This is a genomic window from Kushneria aurantia DSM 21353 (assembly GCF_000382245.1).
Classification (GTDB): domain Bacteria; phylum Pseudomonadota; class Gammaproteobacteria; order Pseudomonadales; family Halomonadaceae; genus Kushneria; species Kushneria aurantia.
In genome coordinates this window covers 1-22088 of sequence record NZ_KB907897.1, presented here as the reverse complement: position 1 = coordinate 22088, position 22088 = coordinate 1, and the positions used below count along the sequence as shown (strand labels likewise).

General features: G+C 58.3%; 23 protein-coding genes. 16 read left to right on the top strand and 7 right to left on the bottom strand.

Annotated features, from left to right (window positions below; translation table 11 throughout):
• The 10 genes from H146_RS19775 to H146_RS0116880 all read left to right on the top strand — a co-directional run.
• Window positions 1-1038: ATP phosphoribosyltransferase regulatory subunit (locus H146_RS19775; RefSeq protein WP_019953070.1), on the top strand; the 1038-nt coding region annotated here is incomplete at its 5' end.
• A 63-nt stretch (window positions 1039-1101) separates the two neighbouring features.
• Window positions 1102-2397: an adenylosuccinate synthase gene (locus H146_RS0116920; protein WP_019953069.1), complete on the top strand. Its 1296-nt coding sequence runs from the start codon at window positions 1102-1104 to the stop codon at window positions 2395-2397.
• 165 nt (window positions 2398-2562) lie between these two features.
• Complete coding sequence (locus tag H146_RS0116915; protein WP_019953068.1) at window positions 2563-3030, top strand: SUF system Fe-S cluster assembly regulator; 468 nt, start codon at window positions 2563-2565, stop codon at window positions 3028-3030.
• A gap of 90 nt (window positions 3031-3120) precedes the next feature.
• A complete protein-coding gene (gene sufB / locus H146_RS0116910; RefSeq protein ID WP_019953067.1) occupies window positions 3121-4563 on the top strand; it encodes a Fe-S cluster assembly protein SufB in 1443 nt (480 codons plus the stop codon).
• Between the two features lie 211 nt (window positions 4564-4774).
• A complete protein-coding gene (gene sufC, locus H146_RS0116905) occupies window positions 4775-5530 on the top strand; it encodes a Fe-S cluster assembly ATPase SufC (RefSeq protein ID WP_019953066.1) in 756 nt (251 codons plus the stop codon).
• Window positions 5527-6849: a Fe-S cluster assembly protein SufD gene (gene sufD / locus H146_RS0116900; protein WP_019953065.1), complete on the top strand. Its 1323-nt coding sequence runs from the start codon at window positions 5527-5529 to the stop codon at window positions 6847-6849. Before sufC ends, sufD begins: the two co-directional genes overlap by 4 nt.
• A gap of 1 nt (window position 6850) precedes the next feature.
• Window positions 6851-8098 (top strand): aminotransferase class V-fold PLP-dependent enzyme, encoded by a 1248-nt coding sequence (locus H146_RS0116895; RefSeq protein ID WP_019953064.1) that lies wholly within the window; start codon window positions 6851-6853, stop codon window positions 8096-8098.
• Between the two features lie 26 nt (window positions 8099-8124).
• A complete protein-coding gene (gene sufT, locus H146_RS0116890; RefSeq protein ID WP_019953063.1) occupies window positions 8125-8688 on the top strand; it encodes a putative Fe-S cluster assembly protein SufT in 564 nt (187 codons plus the stop codon).
• A 170-nt stretch (window positions 8689-8858) separates the two neighbouring features.
• A complete protein-coding gene (locus H146_RS0116885) occupies window positions 8859-9647 on the top strand; it encodes a SanA/YdcF family protein (RefSeq protein WP_156826878.1) in 789 nt (262 codons plus the stop codon).
• Between the two features lie 78 nt (window positions 9648-9725).
• Entirely contained in the window at window positions 9726-10496 is a 771-nt protein-coding gene (locus H146_RS0116880) for a DeoR/GlpR family DNA-binding transcription regulator (protein WP_019953061.1), read from the top strand.
• Between the two features lie 12 nt (window positions 10497-10508).
• Here the strand turns inward: H146_RS0116880 and H146_RS0116875 are convergent, their stop codons facing one another.
• Together H146_RS0116875 and H146_RS0116870 are read right to left on the bottom strand one after the other, a co-directional pair.
• Window positions 10509-11852 (bottom strand): aspartate aminotransferase family protein, encoded by a 1344-nt coding sequence (locus H146_RS0116875; protein WP_033195839.1) that lies wholly within the window; start codon window positions 11850-11852, stop codon window positions 10509-10511.
• A gap of 62 nt (window positions 11853-11914) precedes the next feature.
• Window positions 11915-12925: a phosphotransferase enzyme family protein gene (locus H146_RS0116870; protein WP_019953059.1), complete on the bottom strand. Its 1011-nt coding sequence runs from the start codon at window positions 12923-12925 to the stop codon at window positions 11915-11917.
• A gap of 154 nt (window positions 12926-13079) precedes the next feature.
• Here H146_RS0116870 and H146_RS0116865 point away from each other — a divergent pair, with 154 nt between their 5' ends.
• The 5 genes from H146_RS0116865 to fabG all read left to right on the top strand — a co-directional run bounded on the left by H146_RS0116865 (window position 13080) and on the right by fabG (window position 17980).
• Window positions 13080-14291, top strand: coding sequence for an ABC transporter substrate-binding protein (locus H146_RS0116865; protein ID WP_211213359.1), 1212 nt, complete (start codon window positions 13080-13082; stop codon window positions 14289-14291).
• Between the two features lie 86 nt (window positions 14292-14377).
• Complete coding sequence (locus H146_RS0116860; protein ID WP_019953057.1) at window positions 14378-15454, top strand: ABC transporter ATP-binding protein; 1077 nt, start codon at window positions 14378-14380, stop codon at window positions 15452-15454.
• A gap of 3 nt (window positions 15455-15457) precedes the next feature.
• Window positions 15458-16312, top strand: a complete 855-nt coding sequence (locus tag H146_RS0116855) for an ABC transporter permease (RefSeq protein WP_019953056.1) — start codon at window positions 15458-15460, stop codon at window positions 16310-16312.
• Entirely contained in the window at window positions 16312-17139 is an 828-nt protein-coding gene (locus tag H146_RS0116850; RefSeq protein WP_019953055.1) for an ABC transporter permease, read from the top strand. Before H146_RS0116855 ends, H146_RS0116850 begins: the two co-directional genes overlap by 1 nt.
• A 61-nt stretch (window positions 17140-17200) precedes the next feature.
• Window positions 17201-17980, top strand: coding sequence for a 3-oxoacyl-ACP reductase FabG (gene fabG, locus H146_RS0116845; RefSeq protein ID WP_019953054.1), 780 nt, complete (start codon window positions 17201-17203; stop codon window positions 17978-17980).
• Between the two features lie 50 nt (window positions 17981-18030).
• Here fabG and H146_RS0116840 read toward each other — a convergent pair whose 3' ends face one another.
• From H146_RS0116840 to H146_RS0116825, 4 genes are all read right to left on the bottom strand, one after another.
• The gene (locus H146_RS0116840) at window positions 18031-18474 is read right to left on the bottom strand and encodes a hypothetical protein (protein ID WP_019953053.1); all 444 of its coding nucleotides are present in this window, start codon (window positions 18472-18474) and stop codon (window positions 18031-18033) included.
• A gap of 126 nt (window positions 18475-18600) precedes the next feature.
• Complete coding sequence (gene rimK / locus H146_RS0116835) at window positions 18601-19509, bottom strand: 30S ribosomal protein S6--L-glutamate ligase (protein ID WP_019953052.1); 909 nt, start codon at window positions 19507-19509, stop codon at window positions 18601-18603.
• Between the two features lie 25 nt (window positions 19510-19534).
• On the bottom strand, window positions 19535-19972 hold the full coding sequence (locus H146_RS0116830; protein WP_019953051.1) for an ATP-dependent zinc protease family protein: 438 nt from the start codon (window positions 19970-19972) through the stop codon (window positions 19535-19537).
• On the bottom strand, window positions 19965-20987 hold the full coding sequence (locus H146_RS0116825; RefSeq protein ID WP_019953050.1) for a DUF3549 family protein: 1023 nt from the start codon (window positions 20985-20987) through the stop codon (window positions 19965-19967). The genes H146_RS0116830 and H146_RS0116825 overlap by 8 nt, the downstream gene beginning before the upstream one ends.
• Window positions 20988-21275: 288 nt before the next feature.
• On the opposite strand from H146_RS0116825, the gene H146_RS19770 reads away from it, so the two are divergent.
• Window positions 21276-21623 (top strand): YqcC family protein, encoded by a 348-nt coding sequence (locus H146_RS19770; protein WP_033195835.1) that lies wholly within the window; start codon window positions 21276-21278, stop codon window positions 21621-21623.
• 306 nt (window positions 21624-21929) lie between these two features.
• Here H146_RS19770 and H146_RS20960 read toward each other — a convergent pair.
• The coding region (locus H146_RS20960; RefSeq protein WP_019953048.1) for a transposase at window positions 21930-22088 on the bottom strand (159 nt) is incomplete at its 5' end.

Sequence of the window (22088 nt, the reverse complement as noted above, 5' to 3'; positions counted from 1 at the left end):
GAGTTTCTCGACTCGCTGCTGACCGGCACCGGCACCGATCTCGATCTTCAGACCTTCAAGCTCACTGACCAGCTTACCGGTCGGCTGATGGGGGCCAGCGCCGACGTCACCCCCCAGGTGGCGCGCATGGACGCCCATTCGCTGCGTCGCCCGGGGCCGGTACGGCTGTGCTACTGCGCCAACGTACTGCGCGCGCGCGCCGATGAGTATCAGGGTGGGCGCAGCCCGGTGCAGGCCGGTCTCGAGCTGTTTGGTCACGCCGGCATCGAGGCCGATCTGGAGATCATGCGGCTGTCGCTGTCGAGTCTGCGCCTTGCCGGCGCCGAGGATATTCACCTCGCGCTGGGGCATATCGGCATTTACCGTGCGCTGGCCGGTGAAGCCGGCCTCGACGAAGAGGTCGAAGCGCTGATCTTCGAGGCACTGGAGCGCAAGGCCGTGGCCGAAGTGGATGCGCTGATCGAGCGCTATATCGAGGGTGACGATCTCGCTGCCATGTTCAAGCAACTGCCGCGCCTGCACGGCGGTGGCGATGTTATCGAAAAGGCGCGCCTTGCTTTTGATGACGCCCCGGCAGCGGTCACCGCGGCGCTGGATCAACTGGTGGCGCTACAGCACTTTCTGGGTAGTGCCTTCGAGGAGGTCACGCTTTATTTTGATCTGGCCGAACTGCGCGGCTATCAGTACCACACCGGGCTGGTGTTTGCCGCCTATGTGCCCGGCTACGGTCAGGCGCTGGTCAAGGGCGGGCGCTACGATGACACCGGCCGCGCCTTCGGCCGGCCGCGACCGGCGACCGGCTGCACCATGGATCTCAAGCAGCTTGCTTCACTGGCACACCAGAGCGCGCGCTACGATGGTATCTGGGCGCCGTTTGAAGAGGACGACGCGCTGGCGGCGACGGTCGTTGCCCTGCGCGATGCCGGGGAGCGGGTGGTGCAGGAGCTGCCGGGGCAGTCCACTGCGGCGCAGGATCACTTCTGCGAGCGCCAGCTGGTGCGCGGCGAGGATGGCTGGCGGGTCGAGCCGCTGGCATGAATTTGAAATGGGGTCTCTGTTGCGGAGTGAACGGGACCTGCGAAGCAGAGATGAGACAGTGCAATGGGTAAAAATGTCGTAGTGCTGGGTACTCAATGGGGCGATGAGGGCAAGGGCAAGGTGGTTGACCTGCTCACCGAGTCGGCCTCCGCGGTGGTGCGTTTCCAGGGCGGTCACAACGCCGGCCACACGCTGGTAATCGACGGCAGGAAGACCATTTTGAGGCTGATTCCGTCGGGTATTCTGCGCCCCGATGTCACCTGCGTGATCGGTAACGGCGTGGTGCTTTCGCCGGAGGCGCTGATCAGTGAAATGGGTGAACTGGAGGAGAGCGGCGTGCCGGTGCGCGACCGGCTGCGGCTGTCGCCCGCCTGCCCGCTGATTCTGCCCTATCACGTGGCCCTCGACGTGGCCCGCGAGAAGGCACGCGGCGCAGCGCGTATCGGCACCACCGGACGCGGCATCGGTCCCGCTTATGAAGACAAGGTGGCGCGTCGCGGCCTGCGGCTCGGCGACATGCTGCATCGCGAGCGTTTCGCCAGCAAGCTGGGTGAGGTGCTCGACTATCACAACTTCGTGCTCACCCGCTATCACAACGAGCCGGCGGTGGATTTTCAGCAGGTACTGGACCACGCCATGGCGATGGCCGAGGAGCTGCGGCCGATGGTGTGTGACACGGTCTCCTTTGTGCATAACCTGCGCAAGCAGGGCCGCCACATCATGTTCGAGGGCGCCCAGGGGTCGCTGCTGGATATTGACCATGGCACCTACCCCTATGTCACCAGCTCCAACACTACTGCCGGCGGTACCGCTACCGGTTCCGGCGTGGGGCCGCTCTATCTCGACTATGTGCTGGGCATTACCAAGGCCTACACCACCCGCGTCGGCTCGGGCCCCTTTCCTACCGAGCTGTTCGACGAGCACGGCCGCCATCTTGCCGAGCACGGCCACGAGTTCGGCTCCAATACCGGCCGTGCCCGCCGCTGTGGCTGGTTTGATGCGGTGGCGCTGCGTCATGCGGTGCAGATCAACTCGATCTCGGGTCTCTGTCTGACCAAGCTCGACGTGCTCGACGGGCTGGACAATATCCGCGTCTGCGTCGGCTACCGCAGCAAGGACGGTGAGTTGATCGACAACCTGGTGGACAGCGAAGGCTACGAAACCATCAGCCCCGAATATCACGACCTGCCCGGCTGGCGTGAGTCCACCGTTGGTGCCCGCTCGCTGGATGATCTGCCCGCCAACGCGCGCGCCTATATCAGCTTTCTCGAAGAGCAGGTCGGCACTCCCATCGACATTATCTCGACCGGCCCCGACCGCGTTGAAACCATCGTGTTGCGCAACCCCTTCGACGAATAGTCGATCCCTGCGCTCTTCGGTATCCGTGCCGAAGAGCGTTGCGCCCTGCCGTTTACCGCTAAAATGACACCATGATGACAACTATCGCCGCGATTGGCGGTGCAAGGTTCACACTGCCTGTAAACAGGACTAAAATAGTCCCCAATAAGGACGCAGAGGGCCGACATGCTGAAGCTGTCGAAAATGAGCGATTACGGGGCGGTCATCATGGCGCAGATTGCGCGTGACGACGAAGAGTCTCATGCCGCTGCTGACATTGCCGAACGTGTCGGCCTTCCCCGGCCTACCGTCAGCAAGACGCTCAAGCTCCTGCTGCGCGCTGGTCTGCTGGTGTCGCGCCGTGGCGCCAGCGGTGGCTACCGTCTTTCACGTTCGGCCAGCGCCATCACCGTGCGCGACATTATCACCGCCATCGATGGCCCCATCGCGGTGACCGAGTGCAGCCATGGTGAAGGCGATTGCGATCTGATCGACAGCTGCGGCGTGGCGGACAACTGGCAGCGGGTATCGCTGGCGATTCGTCAGTTGCTGGACAGCGTGACGCTGTCCGATCTGGCGCACGATGCGCCCATCAAGCTGCCTGTACAGCTACCGATTCAGAGTGTCGCGCTCAGGGAAGCGCAGGGTTCATAGCGAAAGCCCGGGCGGCTTTTGAGATGACCACATAACAACACCTGCCTGGACCGAAAGAATCCGTATTACCCGTTTGAAGGGGAGAGAATCATGGCAACCGAAGCGATGGAGCAGCTCGCTCAGCGCGAATACAAGCAGGGGTTCGTGACCGATATCGAAAGCGATACGGTGCCGCCCGGTCTTGACGAGAGTGTGATCGCCTTTATTTCGCATAAAAAGGGCGAGCCGCAGTGGATGCTCGACTGGCGCCTCGAGGCCTATCATCAGTGGCTGAAGATGACGTCACCCAGCTGGGCGCATCTCGATTATCCGCCGATCGATTATCAGGCGATCTCCTACTACAGCGCGCCCAAAAAGCCCGAGGATCGCCCACAGAGTCTTGATGAAGTCGATCCCAAACTGCTGGAAACCTACGAGAAGCTGGGTATTCCGCTTCATGAGCGCGCGGCGCTGGCCGGGGTTGCCGTGGATGCGGTATTCGACTCGGTGTCGGTGACCACCACCTTCAAGGAGAAGCTGTTCGATGCCGGCGTGATCTTCTGCTCGATCTCCGAGGCGATCCGCGACTACCCCGAGCTGGTGCAGCAGTATCTTGGCTCAGTGGTACCCCGTGGCGACAACTTCTTCGCCGCACTCAATTCGGCGGTCTTTACCGACGGCTCCTTCGTCTATGTTCCCGAGGGCGTCACCTGCCCGATGGAGCTATCGACCTATTTCCGCATCAACGCTGCCAACACCGGCCAGTTCGAGCGCACCCTGATCGTCTGCGACAAGCGCTCTCAGGTCTCCTATCTGGAGGGCTGTACCGCGCCGCAGCGCGACGAGAATCAGCTGCACGCTGCCGTGGTCGAGCTGGTGGCGCTGGAGGATGCCTACATCAAGTACTCCACGGTGCAGAACTGGTATCCCGGCGATGAAGAGGGCCGTGGCGGCATCTACAACTTCGTCACCAAACGCGGCGACTGCCGCGGCGATCGCTCGCGCATCAGCTGGACCCAGGTCGAGACCGGTTCGGCCATCACCTGGAAGTATCCTTCCTGCCTGCTGCGCGGCACCGAAAGCAAGGGCGAGTTCTACTCGGTGGCGGTGACCAACGGTCGCCAGCAGGCCGATACCGGCACCAAGATGATTCATATCGGCAAGGATACCTCTTCGACCATCGTCTCCAAGGGTATCGCGGCGGGACGCAGTAATCAGTCCTATCGCGGTCTGGTCAAGGTGTCGCCGCGGGCCACCGGCTCGCGCAACTTTACCCAGTGCGACTCGCTTTTGATCGGCGACCAGTGTGGCGCGCATACCTTTCCCTATCAGGAGATCGGCAACAGCCGTTCGACCATCGAGCACGAGGCGACGACCTCGAAGATCGGTGACGATCAGCTCTTCTACTGCCAGAGCCGGGGTATTTCCGAAGAAGACGCGGTCAGCATGATCGTCAACGGCTTCTGCAAGGACGTCTTTCAGGAGCTGCCGATGGAGTTTGCCGTCGAGGCGGAGGCGTTGCTCAGCGTCACGCTTGAAGGTTCGGTGGGGTAAAGGTGGGCTGATACAACCACTACAGGAATTCAGTGACAGGCATCGGGATAAGCTCGGAGCGAGGGTCTATCGCCATGGATGGTGATAGTAGCGCCCAGGGAAGGGTTTATAGCGCCCTCGCGAAGAAGCTGTCCCGATCCAGACAGTCGGTCGCCGCTTTTATTCGCAGCGGACCTTTATGTCTCACCATTTTTTTGATTCAGGTGACAATATGCTCGAGATCAAGGATCTGCACGCAAGCGTTGAAGGCAGCGAAATCCTCAAGGGGATCACGCTGACCATCAATCCGGGCGAGGTACACGCCATCATGGGCCCCAACGGCGCCGGCAAATCAACGCTTTCTGCCGTGCTGGCCGGTCGGGATGGTTATGAAGTGACGCAGGGGTCGATTACTTTCGAAGGTCGCGACCTGCTGGAGATGGAGGTCGAGGAGCGTGCCCAGGCGGGCATGCTGATGGGTTTTCAGTATCCGGTGGAGATCCCCGGGGTAAAAAACATCTATCTGCTCAAGTCGGCGCTCAACGCCCAGCGCGCCGCGCGCGGCGAAGACGAAATCCCCGCGCCGGAGTTCATGAAACTGGTCAAGGAGCAGCTGGCGTTCATGAAGATGGACCCCAGTTTTCTGCAGCGTGCGGTCAATGAAGGCTTCTCCGGCGGCGAAAAAAAGCGCAATGAGATTCTGCAGATGCTGGTGCTGCAGCCGAAGCTGGCGCTGCTCGACGAAATTGACTCCGGTCTCGATATCGACGCCATGAAGGTGGTTGCCGAGGGCGTCAACTCCCTGCGCAGCGCCGACCGCGCCATCCTGATGGTGACGCACTATCAGCGCCTTTTGAATCACATTGCTCCCGATCAGGTGCATGTACTGATCAACGGTCGCATTGCGCGCTCGGGCGATCGCCATCTGGCCGAAGAGCTCGAGGCGCGCGGCTATGAATGGGTGACCGAGGAGGAGTCTGCCGCATGAGTCTTCCCGAGACGCTTGTGCAGCGCCTGAACGGCGCCGCCGAGGCCGGACCCGCGTGGCTGGCCGAACAGCGCCGCGCCGGTGCGGCGCGCTTCGAGGAGGTCGGTTTTCCCACTCGCCGTCTGGAGGAGTGGAAATATACCGATATGTCGAAACTTTCCGCCGCCGACTTTGGCGTGGCGGACAGTGCCGAGTTCGACGAAGCACTGTATGACGAGTTGAAGCTCGATATCGACGCCTGGCGGCTGGTTTTCGTCGACGGTATCTTCAGCCCGAGGCTGTCGGATCTCGAATCCCTTCCCGAAGGGGTGACGATGGCACCGCTGTCGCAGGCACTGAGCGATGACCAGCAGGCCGTACGCGAGCAGCTGGGCCGTCTGACCGGTATCGAATTCTCCGCCTTTTCGGCGCTCAATACCGCACTGACCGGAGAAGGTGCGCTGCTGCGCATCGGTCGTGGCAGGGCGCTCGACAAACCGCTCTACCTGCTGTTCGTGTCGCGGCGCGGCGATACTCCGGTGATGAGCCATCCGCGTATCCTCGTCGATTGCGAGCAGGAGAGCGAGGCTACCGTTATCGAGCACTACGTGGGGCAGCAGGGTGCGGCCAACCTGACCAATGCGCTGACCGAGATTCGCATGGCGAAGGCCTCGCGACTGTCGCACTACAAGCTGCAGGAGGCCAGCCAGAGCGAATACCACGTGGCAAGTATCCAGATCGATCAGGGGCGTGACAGCCATTTCACTTCCCACAATCTGAACCTGGGCGGTGCCGTGGTGCGTAACGACCTGATGACTGACCTGAACGACGAGAACGCCACGGCGGACTTTCTCGGCCTGTTTTTCGGTCAGGAGCGTCAGCATATCGATAATCACACCAAGGTTAACCACAACGCGCCGCGCACTTACTCCAACGAGAACTACAAGGGGATTCTCGATGGCCGGGCGCGCGGCGTGTTCAACGGCCGGGTGTATATCAAGCGCGACGCGCAGCAGGTACTGGGCTACCAGAACAACGCCAACCTGCTGTTATCCGATCGTGCCGAGATCGATACCAAGCCGGAGCTTGAGATCTACGCCGACGATGTGCAGTGTTCCCACGGCACGACCACCGGTCAGCTCGATGAGAACGCCATCTTCGCTCTGCGCGCACGGGGTATCGATGAGCAAATGGCGCGAGGCCTGCTGACGCTGGCCTTTGCCACTGAAGTGATGCAGCGTATTCGCCACACTGCGGTAACCGATCGTGTCGAGCGCACGGTAGCCGGCAAGCTGCCCGAGCGTTTCAACCTTGAAAGCCTGGTGGAAGAGAGCCGGTAAAATGAGCATGAGCGACGAACTCAGGCTGGATGTCGAGGCGCTACGCGCCGAGTTTCCGGTGCTTTCGCGTCGTCTGCACGGCGACAGACCGCTGGTCTATCTGGATAACGCGGCGACCACTCAAACGCCGCGACCGGTACTGGACGCCTGGACGGACTACTTCGAGCGCTATAACGCCAACATCCATCGCGGTCTGCATCGACTGGCCGACGAGGCCACTCAGGCCTATGAGGGCAGCCGCGACACGGTGCGTGAGTTCGTCAATGCCGAGGATGTTCGCGAGATCGTGTTCACCCGTGGCACCACCGAGGGGATCAACCTGGTGGCGCAGAGCTGGGGGCGTGCCAACCTGCGCGAAGGCGACGAGATCCTCATCTCGCGGCTGGAGCACCACTCCAATATCGTGCCCTGGCAACTGCTGGCCGAGGAGAAAGGGCTGACGCTGCGCGTGATTCCGGTCGACGAGCGCGGCGAACTGGATCTCGACACCTATCGCGCGCTGTTCACCGAGCGTACACGGCTGGTCTGCGTCTCCCACGTCTCCAATGCGCTGGGCACCGTCAATCCGATCGCCGCGATGTCCGAGGTAGCGCATCGCCATGGCGCTTTGATGATGGTCGACGGGGCTCAGGCCGTTGCCCATATGCCCCTCGATGTGCAGGCGTTGGGCGCGGACTTCTACGCCTTCTCCGCGCACAAGCTCTACGGCCCCACCGGCGTGGGCGTGCTTTACGGCCGCTTCGAGCTGCTGGAGGCGATGCCCCCCTGGCAGGGCGGCGGCGAGATGATCAAGACGGTGAGCCTTGAAGAGGGCAGTCGTTTTGCCGCGCCGCCGCACCGCTTCGAGGCGGGAACACCGGCAATTGCCGAGGTGATCGCACTCGATCGTGCCATTCGTTGGGTGACCAATCATCACTTCGAGCTGATCAGCGACTGGGAGCAGGGCCTTTTACGCCGGGCCAGCGAGGCGATGAAGGGCATCGACGGCTTGCGCATCATCGGCGAGGCGCCGCACAAGGCGGCGGTGATCTCCTTTGTGGTCGATGGCGCCCATGCCCAGGACCTCGGCCTTTTGATCGACCAGTACGGCGTGGCGATCCGCACCGGCCACCACTGTGCTCAGCCGCTGATGCACCATTACGGGCTGGAAGCGACCTGTCGCGCCTCCTTTGCGGCTTACAACACGCCCGAGGAGGTCGACTATTTCGTCGATGCACTGGGCAGCGTGATCCGCATGGTGCGCGACTGACACAGGCTTTGCGGGGAGATAGGGGCATGTCAGGTATCGAATCGCTCAGAAAGGGGGAGCAGCTGCCGCTGCAGCGGAGCGTCGAGGCGATCTCGATCCCGTTCGGCAAGCCGGTAACGCTCGATGAGGATGACACCATTCAGATCATGCAGGCGCTGGGCACCTCGGTGTCGGTACTCAAGGGCGGTAACATGTACCTCATCGAGGGTTATAACCTCGACGCTTTCGGCATCGAGCCGACGGCGCGCCCCTGGCTGGCCGGCGGTGCCAGCGACGAGGCGCTGGAAGCTTTTGCCTGGCAGCAGCTGCGCACCTGTTTCGATCCGGAAATTCCGGTCGATATTGTCGAGCTGGGGCTGGTTTACGGCTGCCGGGTGACGACCCTGATCGACGGTCAGAAGATGGTGCAGATTCGTATGACGCTGACCGCGCCGGGCTGCGGCATGGGCGATGTGATTGCCGAGGATGCCAAAAACAAGATTCTCGGCGCCGAACAGATCAGCCGCGTCAACATCGAGCTGGTATTCGACCCGCCCTGGTCACGGGAGATGATGAGCGACGAGGCCAAACTGGCCCTCAATATGTTCTGATCCAGGCCGGGTTATCAAGCCAACTGCAGCGCCCCGACCGGTTCCACCGGCGGGGCGCTGTCGCGAGTACTTGTCGATAGAGGGGCGCTCGCTTAAGCTGGAGCGCCCTGCGGCGGCAGGCCGGAATGCTTTCGCTTCTATAGTTTCCTCGGTAGCAGACGGGTTCGACCATGAAAGGCTTGCTCAGGACAGTCATCAAGTCGGCCGTTGCGCTACTGCTTTTGGGGCTGGCGGTGCTGCTGATGGCCAACCTGTGGGTCTGGCAGCGCACCCATGACTATATCGAAAGCCGGCCCTCGCAGTGTGTCGGCGATCAAATCGCCATCGTGTTCGGTACCTCTTCCGGCCTGCGTGGTGGTGGCACCAACCCCTGGTATCAGGCCCGCCTCGAACTGGCCGAGGCGCTGTGGAAAGGCGGTCGCGTGGATCATCTGCTGCTTTCAGGCGACAACCACAGCCGCTACTACAACGAACCGATCCGCATGTGGCGCGATCTGCGCAAGGCCGGCGTTGCCGACAGCGCCATGACGCTTGACTACGCCGGTTTCAGCACTTTCGACACGCTGGCGCGCGCGCGCCGGGTGTTCGGCATCGACAGGGCAACGCTGATTTCGCAGCGCTGGCACCTGCCGCGCGCGGTGTATATCGCTCGCGAGCTGGGGATCGATGCCAGAGGGTGTGCCACCCGGGCCCGCTCGCTGATCGATGATCGCTGGATGTGGCTGCGGGAGATGCTGGCGCGCACGGCGATGTTGGCCGATCTCTATCTGCTCGATCGCCGGCCGCATTTCCTCGGCCCGCAGATTTTAGTGCCCGGCCGACAGGACAAGACCGTGCCGATCTGGAATCGCGTTGCGCTGCCGGCGCCTGCGGCGTCGGCGCTGGAAGCGCTGCGTCAGCAACTGGGCATCGAGAGCAGAGCGTCAAACGAGTCGCCGTGGCGTGCGTGGAAGTTTTGAATCGAAGTTTCCCGGATATACTGCTGTTTTCAGGAGCGAATGACTAATGGGCCTCGCCCGAATGGTTATGGAATCGATATGGCAAGCAAGAAGGAGATACGTCAGAGACGTATCATCGAAGAGCTCAATTTTCGCCCGGGTCTGCGTATTGCGGATCTTGCCGAACATCTGGCCGTCTCGGCCGAGACGGTGCGGCGCGATCTGGGCGAGCTGACAGACGAGGGTTTGGTCGAGCGTACCTACGGTGGTGCCATCGTGCGTCAGTCGACTCAAGAGCCGGTGCTGAATGAGCGCCATCACCTCATGATCGAGGAGCGCCGCAGGATTGCCCGGCTGGCGATGCCGGTGCTGAAAGGGTGCCGGTATGTGATGATCGGCTCGGGAGCAACCACCATGCATGTGGCTCGTCGACTCGCTTATGAGATGAATCATGTCACCGTATTGACGCACTCGTTCGGAGTGGCGACGGTGTTGTCACTCAATCCCACTATTCGCGTCATCATGCTGCCCGGTGATTATCACGCCGGTGAAGGTGCGCTACACGGCGCGACTACACTACGCTTTCTCGAAACCTATCATGCTGATTGGGCAATTCTTGGCGCCAGCGGTCTGGACGAGGAAGGGCCCAGCGATGCGCTGATTGAAGCGGCGGAGGTATACGCCATGATGATCCGGCGTTCGGCGCAAACCATGGTGGTAGCAGACAGCAGCAAGTTTGATCAGCGCTTTACATCCCGCTATGCCAGCTGGGACGAGGTTGATGCCCTGGTAACAGAGCGCCGTACGGGCAGCACATTGGAGCGCACACTGAAAGAGCGTGGCGTTCGTATTGCCAACAGTGACGATTGAGCTGCCCTCGGCTTATCGAGACTTAACGCTAAGCGAGGCCAGTGTATCGCTTAGTGCCTCGACGAAGAAATCCGCCTCCTGCTCGTCAAGACAGAGCGGCGGACGTATCTTGAGGGTGTTGCCGAAACGCCCGGCAGCGCCGATCAGCACACGCCGTTCGCGGAGGCCGTTGATCACTGCACTGGTCAGCTCGGGGCTCGGGGTTGCTGTTTCTCCTGAATGACATAGATCAATACCGATAAACAACCCGGCGCCACGCACTGCCGTGATGCGCCTGTCGTAGTGACGCAAGGCTTCGAGCCGGGTTCCGAGATGAGCGCCAATGTGCTGTGCATTGGCTTGTAATTGTTCCTCTTCCATGACCTCGAGAACAGCCTGACCAGCGGCACAGGCTACCGGGTTTCCGCCAAATGTATTGAAGTAGCCGTACTCCTCGCAGAAGCACGCAAGAGCGTCAGCGTTCACCGCCAGTCCGGCCAGTGGGAAACCATTGCCCATGGGTTTTCCCATGGTGACGATATCAGGCGTTACGGTGTGGCGCTCGAATCCCCAGTATGCATCGCCGGTACGGCCAAAGCCGGGTTGCACCTCGTCGGCAATGTAGATCCCGCCGGCTGCGTGCACCGCCGCAATTGAGGGTTTCAGCAGATCGGTTGGGTCAGCATGAATGCCATCGCTGGAAAAGATAGCGTCACAAATGAAGGCGGCCAGCCCATAACCGCGTTTTCTCAGTGTCTCTATGGCCTGCTTCACGGCAGTGGTAAAGCCAGTAGTGATATCACTACCGAAAGCATCGACACTCGGTGCAGGCACAGTGACGACATGAGGGGAAAGGGGGGCACGCTTGAGTGCCGATGGGGAAATGGCAGTGACCGCTTCGGTATTGCCATGATAGGCGTTCTCGGTCACGATCACGCCGCGGTTGCCACTCTTGAGGGCAGCGATCCGCAGGGCAAGATCGTTGGCCTCACTGCCGGTACAGGTCATCACCAGATTGTCGAGTGTCCTGGAAAGCGTTGCTTTCAATCGCTCCGCATAGGTCTCGATACACTGGTTCAGATAGCGGGTGTGAATGTTCAACCTGGCAAGTTGGCATGATACGGCTTCCACTACCCTGGGATGACAGTGCCCTACGGAGGGGACATTGTTGTAGAAATCGAGATAACGAGTGCCATCAGCTGCTTCCATCCAGCAACCGGAAGCACTCACCATCTCGATGGGGTCACGGTAGAACAGCACCGATGCCGCGCCAAAGTTATGATGATGGCGCTCAAGAAGCGGGTTCTCCCCCGCCCTGTCTCGCGAGGGATTGAAGGCATTCATATCGAGAATCTGGCGTGGTTGGGTTGGCGACATGTAATGGTACTCTATGGTGAAATTGGTCTTGCCCATTCGCCCGGCAGAGCGCAGCCGTGTCTTTAATGGCGAGAGAGGAAGTAATTGTCTGTTAGAAAGCGCTCGGCCAACGCAAGTGTACCGTCGATATAAGAGGCTCCTGTTTCCTGCGCCGTAGGGGTCTCTGAATGGCTGGCCAGCCAGGCGGTAAGCAACAATCGTCTTAACATGACAAAGGTAGACAGCATTGCTTCGTCCGCTTCCGCTAGTGAAGCAACCCTGCGATAGCCGGACACCCAGGCGCTCAGCAGTTCTGACACTATTGGATCGTCCTCGAAAAAACTGACAGCAGCAGCAAAATCGTAACCAAACCATCCGAAACCACAGTCGTCGAAATCGATAACTGCCAGTCGTTCGTCCTGCATTAATAGATTGGCCAGACGTAAATCGGCGTGAATCAGGCCGAAGCGTTCAGGATCAGTGCCATATGCTGCCAATCGGGAGCGGATGACCTCGCAGGTGCTTTCCAGTGTCGCCCTGGTGCTCTGTGCCATCCCCGCCGTTACACGCCAGTCACCCCAGTGTGGGGCGACGCCCAGAGTGGTCTCGAAATTCCATATTTTGCGCGTGAAGTGTGGCGGGCGTTGCCACTGTCGGGCGTGTTGGTGCAGGCGAGCACTGATGCTGCCCAACTGCCGGAAACCTTCATGCAGCCGATCATTGGTCGAGGGCTCGACACCATGCATGAACTCGAAGGCTACTATGGGACGAGTTTCTCCTGCCATCCTGAAGGTGGCGATGTAGTTACCGTCAGTGCAGGCAATTGGTGCCGGTGTAGTAATTACCTCCCTGGTGCGTAGCGCTTCGATCCATGCCAGTTCCGAGGCGATCTCGCTGTAGGTGTGGTAGCCGGGTCGATGCACCCGGAGCACCAGGGATCGCCCTTCACCAGGGGGAGTGGCAAGAAAGGTGGCATTTTCCGATACCGTCAGCAGCCTGATCGACGCCTCCGCAGACAAGCCCCACTGTGCTTTTGCCTCGTGCACGCCGTGCTCGAGGGCCGCCATCATTTCATCGTCATAAAGCCCGGCCATAAGCGGCTCCTGTTTGTCATTGTGTGAGAAATACTAAACCGATATTGTGGTTTTTCCAAATTTTTTGTTGATTTTCCACATTCCATGTCGTACCAATAGGTAAAAGCCGATGTGGTCACGACAATAATGCGGCTTTCGGCAGTGAGCAGCGTTCATGGCAGCAATCACTGGATGCTTCATGAGCACGGCAGGTCGTTATAACTCGATACAACAAGATAAAGAGGATGCGATGAATATTACCCGACGAAACTTTAACCGCTCCGCCGCCGCCCTTGCGGCTTTCGCCGCCATGGGGCCATTGGGTCGCATGGCCCATGCTGCGGTGAGTGACCGCCTCAACATCCTGTGCTGGGAGGGTTACAACACCAATGCGGTGCTATCGCCTTTCCGGGAATTGCATCCCAATGCCACAGTACGTGCCGAGAGTGGTACATCGGACCCGGATATGATCAACAAGCTGCGCGCCGGCGAGGTGAATGTTTGGGATCTCATTAACGTTAACCAGCCGTGGGCGCGTGGTCAGCTCTACCCCGAAGGGCTGATCAGACCGCTCGACAAGGCTCGCTTCATGCCGTATTTCGAGCATATGCTTCCAGCCTTTTCGGAACCGGCCTATCCGCTCGCCTTTGCCGAAAACGGCGATTTAATCGGAATGCCGCAGCGTTTCGGACCTTTTTCTTTTGTAGTCAATACTGACAGGATCAGTCGTGAGACGGCGGAGGAGCAGGGGTGGAAACTCTTTCTTGACCCTGCAATGAAGGGACGCTACGGCGTTCTGACCTACGACAACTGGAACATAATCCATATCTGTCTGACCGGTGACCAGAACCCCTTCGCGCCAATGGATGAATCGGGGTTGGAGACCTTTCGTAACACTGCCGAAACCATTTTTGCCGGAGCACGACTTCGTAGTAATGATCTTGTAGCTATGAATATGGCTCTGATCAATGGTGAAATCGATGCCTACTTTACCGGCGGTACTTATACTGCCAGCCCGGCACGTCTGGACGGTCTGACTAACGTACACGCTATTACACCGACGTCAGGGCCCGTTAATGGTAAAGGTGGCGTGGTATGGGCAGAGCTGACCTCAAGGGTTAATAATCCTGACCCAAGCACGTTGGCTGAGGATTTTCTGGAGTACGTACAAAAACCGGAGGTCTGTAAGGCCGTTGGCTTTGCCGAAGGGACCTATAATCCGGTAGCTCAGATGGGAGATCCTGATACTTTCAAACTATGGCGCTCTGATGAGTTGGATGCCATTCAATGGGAAAGTCTCGAAGAGGAGGTATCACGCAGTCTGGAATACCGGGCTGTTGCCTCCTACGATGAGCTATCACAAATATATACTGCAGCCAGGCGTTGACAGATTTGGACGCCGGGTGGACTGATTGTTGCCGGGCGTGATTCTTGAATAACCTTCATCTTATCGTTTCGTGGCTGGAATTTAGTATGATAGATAATCCTGTTCTTAGGATCGCCGGTCTGCATAAAAGTTTTGGCGATTTTAATGCGCTTGATAGTATCGATCTCGACGTATCGGACGGTGAGTTTCTCGCTATTGTTGGACCTTCCGGAAGTGGGAAAACCACGTTGATACGGCTGCTTGTTGGTATGGATGAGCCCACTGAGGGTACTATATGGTTACGCAACAAACGGATCGACAATGTGCCAGCCAATCGGCGCCCTACTTGCATGGTTTTTCAGTCACTGGCGCTCTTTCCTCACATGACCGTAGGCCAAAATATCGAATTTCCGCTCAAGATTCGGGGTGTCGATGCAGTCAATCGCAGGGCAAGGGCATTGGAGCTTATGTCACTTTTGCAGTTACCGGATTATTATTACGACAAGCGTATAGCCGCCTGCTCCGGTGGCGAGAAACAACGTGTTGCGCTTGCGCGCGCGCTGGCTTTTGATCCAGAGATCCTCTTCTTCGATGAGCCTCTATCAGCACTTGATTATCGTCTGCGAAAAACACTTGAGAAAGAACTGCGAGAGCTTCATCGACGTACCGGCAAAACTTTTATTTATATCACTCATAGCCTGGAGGAGGCTATGGGGATGTCTGATCGTATTGCAATCATGAAGCAAGGGAACTTTGTGCAGATTGATTCTGCCGATACCATCTATGCACATCCTGTCAGTCGTTTTGTGGCTGGTTTCATGGGGGAGGTCAATCTTTTTTCAGTCAATAACAGGGACCACTCTCCTTGCATTGAAGAGCTGAATGTTTCGCCTCGCGTTATTAATCAGCTGGAACTGGATGATTCCCGGCCGGCAACCCTGGTCGTACGTCCGGAAAATATTCGACTCCCTGGAAATAGTGGCGAAGGCTATGAATTTAAAGTCGATGGTCAGATACAGAGTGAGTTTAATCTGGGGTCACGCGTTCAATATGAAGTAAAAACTGAGTGCGCTGAGCCCCTGATTGTGGAGGTGTTTCGCGAAAATCGTCTGAGCAATGCTATCGGAAGTAGCGTGACGCTGGGCTGGAATCTGGAACATTGTCACTTGATCACGGGAGAGTAATTCATGCAACGTCTGGAACGACGTCTGGGTAGCCTCTACGCCCTACCCATGATCGGTCTATTGGCTATCAGTTTTCTGGCGCCACTATTAATCGTGGCGGTATTCTCGATAATGCCGGAAAGAGCCTTCTCGCTTTGGAATGTGCCAGACTTTTCTGCTTATCTGGTACTTTTTCAACAAGGATACTGGCAGTCTCTGTTATGGTCGTTGGGTATGGCGCTGGCAGCCACGGCGATTCTATTCGTGCTGTGTTGGCCGCTAGCCTATGGTATGGCCAAAGTCTTCAGGCGCTTTACATTGGTACTGACACTCGGAGTTGTGTTATCGCTTTTCGTTTCCGAGAATATTCGGCTTTTCGGCTGGGTTCTCACCTTGATGAAAGGAGGTATGCTCGAGGGCTATCTTCGTCACTGGACAGGCAGTGGTTTTGAAAGCCCACTCTATGATGTACCGATTATCATCTTCGGCCTGATATATGTTTATCTCCCTTTTATGTTATTTCCGCTTGCTCAGGGAATTGCCATGATACCTGACGATCTGAGTCAGGCCGCCCATGATCTGGGTGCTGGACGTTCGCGCATTTTTCGTGAGATCGAGCTTCCACTTGCTGCTCCCGGTATCGTTGTTGGCAGCCTGTTGACTTTCGTACTGGCAGCGGGTGCGATCGCTGAATCCAGACTGCTGGGTGGACAGGCCGTGATTGTTATTGCTGACGATGTTGAAACTGCTTTTACCTATAATCAGAATTGGCCGCTGGGATCGGCGTTGGCTGTTATGCTGGTCATGATTATTGGTGCCATTGCGTTCTATGGTGTCAAGCGCGTTGATCTGGATGCCATTATGGGGAGGAGAGGCTGATGCAGACTCATCCCCTGGCTCGTGTGGGTTTGTTGATCCACGGTGTTGCCATTCTGATATTTCTCTATCTGCCGTTGGTCGCGGTAGGCTTTGCGTCAGTCTCCGGTAGCCGTTATCTGACCTTCCCGCTTCGGAATTATGATATGAAATGGTACGATCAGGCTTTGGCGAGTGATGCCGTGCATAACCTGTTCTGGGTGTCGCTGAAGGTAGCCAGTATAGTTACGCTGATCAGTGTAATTTTTGGCTTTTTTGGCGCTCTGGCTTTTGCACGTTATCGGTGGCGTTTTCGCTTGTCGTTTCAGAAGCTCATTCTATTTCCTGTTTTTTTTCCCCAGACGGTTTCGGGACTGGCACTGCTGATGTGGTTCAACGCTGTAGGCATTGTGCCCGATTGGAAAACAGCAATTGTTGCCCATCTGGTATGGGTCTCCCCTATTGCCACTCTGATTATTGCAATTCGTGCTTATAGCTTCGATCCAGCTCTTGAAGAAGCAGCGCGCGATCTGGGTTGCGGTAACTGGCAGATTTTGAGCCGGATCGCGTTACCACTATTGATGCCGGGTATTATTTCGGCGGGTTTGTTCGCATTTCTGTTGAGCTGGGGTAACTTTCCGCTTTCACTTTTTACGACGGGTGCAGACTCTACATTACCCGAGTGGCTCTACGCGAGGATGGTTTCTGGTTATTCACCCTTAGTGCCTGCCGTCGGCATCCTGACCGTACTGGGTTCAGCTCTGCTTTTAGTAACCGCGCTGCTGATTTTTTACAGCTTGCGCCTGTTACGTAGCCGCCGTTTTGCTGTCCAGGTGGTTTCTGATCCATGATCACCGAAGTGTCATCAGTAAAATTGACTCTCAATCCAGGGATAATTACAGGAGCATCATCATGCTGACCAGTATCTATAACAAGAGCTGTATCGTCACCGGTGCCTCGAAAGGAATCGGAAAGGGCATTGCGCGTCTTTTCGCTGATAAGGGAGCGCGAGTTATGGTCGTTGCTCGTGGTGAAGCTGATGCTGCTGTCACGGTGCGTGAAATTCGTGAAGCTGGCGGCGTTGCAGAAATGCATTGTTGTGACGTCTCTGACTGGGACCAGATTCAGGCAATGATTGCTGCAACCGTCAAGGCTTTTGGCAATGTTGATATTCTCTGCGCCAACGCGGGCACTTTTCCACAGACCAGGATAGTCGACATGGAGCCAGAAGAGTGGGATAGCGTAGTTTCAACCAACCTTAAAAGCACTTTTTTATGCGTTAAGGCTTGTATTCCTCAATTCAAAAAGGCGGGGCAGGGGCGAGTCATAGTGACTTCCTCGATTACTGGCACCATTACCGGCTTTCCTGGCTGGGCTCATTATGGCGCTTCCAAAGCCGGCCAGATGGGTTTTCTTAAAACTGCGGCAATGGAACTGGCACGCTATAACACAACCATCAATGCGGTACTGCCCGGTAATATTATAACGGAAGGGTTGGCGGGGCTTGGACAAGAGTATCTTGATAGTATGGCATCTGCGATTCCTCTCAAACGTCTGGGTGGGGTAGAGGATATCGCCAATGCCACGCTATTTTTCGCTTCGGCTGAAGCTGCTTATATCACAGGTCAATCCATTGTGGTGGATGGCGGACAGGTGTTGCCGGAATCACATGAGGCAATTGAAGAGATCTGACTGCATTGAAAGTGCGATGCTTGACTGGCTATTCAAGGTAGCAATCGCTTCTATCGCTTTTTCTGCTGCTGATAGTCGTGTAGTACGCGAATGGTAGCGCGGCAGTTTTTCCACAACTGTTCCATCAGCGGCTCCATATCTTCCGGCAGCGAGTGGGTCATGACCGTCGACAGCGACTGCATGATCACCCGTTCCTGCTCCAGCAGTTCGTTGGTCAGTACGCTGGTATTGTTGGCCACGAAGCTTTTGAGGCGGCTCCACAGCCATAGATAGTCGTCACGTTCGACGTCGGCATCGCGCGGCAGTAGATCGAGGTGGCGTCGTGCCTGCTGCTGCAGGCGTCGCATATCCTTGCGTCGCTCGCCGAAACAGGGTGAAAGCGCCTCTCGCATATCGCGATTCAGACGGTCGGCGTTGTCATGGAAATAGTCGAGGCTGTCGGCCAGGGCCTCGAGTAGACCGTCCATCGCCGCCTGGCGATTATCGAGAAACATGGGGCGCCATCTCCGCTGCTGCCGGAACGAAAATCGGGGGATGAGAATTAATTCTAACGCGCCGGCGAAATTTGCGACATCCCCGTCGGCGCGAAGATCGGGATTATTCTCCGCAATGTGGCCCGGTTAGCCCCTGGGACGTGTCGGCGCCTTTTTCACCGGTGCGGCGTTGCGGGCCATGTGTTCGATAATCAGGCCGGCAATGTCCTTTTCTGTGGTGGTTTCGATGCCCTGCAGGCCGGGAGAGGAGTTGACCTCCATGATCACCGGGCCGTGGCTCGAGCGCAGCAGATCGACACCGGCCACCTGCAGGCCCATTGCCCGGGCGGCGCGAATTGCAGTGGAGCGCTCTTCGGGCGTGATACGGATATTGCTGGCGCTACCGCCCCGGTGCAGGTTGGAGCGGAACTCGCCTTCTGCGGCCTGGCGTTTCATCGCCGCCACTACCTTGTCGCCGATCACGAAGCAGCGTAGATCCGCGCCCTTCGCCTCGCGAATGTACTCCTGCACCATGATATTGGCGCTCAGCCCCATAAAGGCCTGAATAACGCTCTCCGCCGCCTGCTGGGTCTCGGCCAGCACGACGCCGATGCCCTGAGTGCCCTCCAGTAGTTTGATCACCAGTGGCGCACCCTTGACCAGCTTGATGAGGTCGGGAATATCGTCCGGCGAGTGAGCAAAACCGGTAATCGGTAGCCCCAGGCCCTTGCGCGACAGCAGCTGCAGCGAGCGCAGTTTGTCCCGCGAACGGGTAATACCGACCGAATCGTTGAGCACATAGGTACCCATCATCTCGAACTGACGAAGTACCGCGGTACCGTAGAAGGTCACCGAGGCGCCAATGCGGGGAATTACGGCGTCGAAATGCTCAAGTTCCTCGCCGCGATAGTGGATAGAGGGCTGATGGGAGGCGATATTCATGTAGCAGCGCAGGGTGTCGACGACCCTGACGGAATGGCCGCGCTGTTCGGCAGCTTCGATCAGTCGGCGAGTGGAGTAGAGATTGCGATTGCGCGAGAGCAGGGCGATATGCATGGATGAACCTCGGTATTGTCGGTATTCAGGGCGTGCCGTGCAGGAAGGAAGCGCCCGGTGCGACCAGCACCCTTTTCATGGCGCGACGCCCCAGCAGCATGGGGTGTCGCATGGCGCTGCGGTCGACCAGTGTCAGATCCAGTTCGGTCTTCAGCGTTCCCAGCAGCATGGTCGTCCGAATGACATAACGCCAGCTGGCGTGGCCATTGGAGCTGCGCACCTTGCGGCGGTCGCTCAGTGGCAGGGTAATACGCCGCATGGTGCGGTCGTCATCCCCACTCCAGGTGTCGAAGCTGACCCACCACTGTGCCTTTTCCTCGAAAGCGCGCATGCCTTCGGCATGCAGTGCCGAAGTGCGTGCGCCCGTGTCGATCTTGCAGGCCAGCCGCAAAGAGAGATCCGGCAGCGTCACCATTTCACGGCGGCCGACGATGGCTCTCGGCTCATAGGGTAGTTCATTCATGACAATCTCTCTGAAGCGCATTGATCCGTTCCGCCAGCGCCGACCCTGCTGGTGCCTGTTTCAGCGCCAGGATCATCGGCAGGCGAAGACGCGGTATACGACACAAATCATTGAGCAGCATCCTGAAGTCGTGCTCATCGAGGCGGGCGATATGTTCAAGGTAGCGTAGCGGACGGCTTTCGTGTTCGAGGTGCCGCCAGCCGCGAGCAGCCATGGTCGCCAGTATCGAGGCATCGACGTCGCGCTCGAGCAGAGAGTCGAACCACTGCGCCGCGCGTTCGTCACTGCTCGACAGCGCCGCCCCCGAGCAGGCCTGGGCCAGCGCCTGGTCCTCCTCGCTGACGGCGTCATGGTAGCGGGCCATCAGCGCATCGATCAGCGTCGCCTCGGTAGGTGCGGCGTGGGTCAGACACTCTCCCAGCGCCGTCAGCGGGGCGTTATCAAGGTCTGACAGGCGTATCGCCAGTGCCCCCTCGTCATCGGCGCTGCGTCGCACCACGAAATCGGCGACGCCCTGCAGGCCTATAGTGGTCCAGTCGACGCCGTTTTTGCTGGTGGTGAAAAACGCCCTGGCAGCCTCGAAGTGCTGACTCGGCGATCGCCCCATGTCGTGACACAGACGTGCGTGCAGCAGTGCCAGGCGGTGCTGATCGGGTTGGAAGGCAATAGCGACGTTTTTCAACGTGCCCGCGGCGGCTTCGAGATCGAGGCGTCCCGCCTCGTCGCGCTGCAGAGCGGCCAGTAACTGCTCAAGGAAAGCGTCACGCTGGGACGGTATAAGCATTGACTGCTCATCCAGCGGCAGTGCCAGACACCAGATGATGGGATCGCGCTCGGGCGCCGGGGTAATGGCCAACGCGATTCGAGCACTGCCCTGCCAGGGGCTGGGCCATGCGATCTGCTGTTGCTCGAACTGATGAAAATGGATCTGCGGGCAGGGTTCGACGCGTCGCCCAAGGTGATAAAGACGCGGCTCGGTATCGGCGAGCAGGGCGGTAATGGTGGGTGTCGGCATGAAAAGAGTCCTGCTGCTTTGGGTTGCCATTGTCTACCCGGTTGGCGAGCGCAATGTAGACCGATGTTAACAGCGCTGCCACTGCTATGCCTGGTTAAAATTTGATCAGTCGCCGCCCGACGGCGTGACGACCGCCTCGGGCAGGCTTATCCAGCACTTTTCCACATGCTCATTCAGACAATCTGTGCAAAAACGGACAGTCTGTGCAAAAGCGGCGACTGTCGGCGATCTGTTAAAATGTGCACATTGATAGAACGCCACTTTTGCCAATGAGCCACGGGAAATGCCATGACTCAATATGAATCTTTAACGGTAGCCCTGGCGCGGCTGGAGTCGGCCATGCGCGCCGGCGACCTGTGGAAACAACCCAGTCCGGCGCCGGCGGCATTCGAGAGCCAGCAGCCTTTCTGCGTCGATACCATGGAGATGGGCCAGTGGCTGCGCTTTGTAATGGTGCCGCGCCTGCAGGCGTTGATGGATGCCAACCGTCCGCTGCCCGATAACGCCGAGATTACGCCGGCGGCGGAGCTCTATCTGAAAGAGCAGCGCACCAGCGTACGTTTGCCGATTCTGGAAGCGCTGCGCGATGTCGATAGCGTGCTGGTCAGCGGTGCGCTGCGCGAGACGCCGCAATGAGCATGGCCGGCAGCGAGACGTTATCGGTCGAGTATTACTTCGCCTACGGCAGCAACATGAATCCGGCGCGCATGTGCTCGCGGGTGGGTGAAGTGAGGCGCGCCCTCTCCGGGCGGCTTATCGACTGGCAGCTGACTTTCGACAAGCGCTCGCGAATTGATGGGCTAGCAGCCTGTCGGGCTTGCCGTCGGCAGGTGAGGCGTGCGACCCGCCCCGGCAGATTTTTGCACCAGCATGGTGCGCAGCGGCGCATAATGACGTCTTTTTACGCCCAATATCCTGAAAACGCACCCTGCCGCTCGCTTTTCAGGCCTTTCGGGCGGATGTCGGGCGCAATACGGCCATGCGTTTCAGATTCCACGCCAGGCACACCAGCGTCCATTCGCCGCTCACCCGGTTCAGTCCGCGCAGCGAGAACTGACGAAAACCGAGTACCGACTTGATGATGCCGAAGACCGGTTCGAC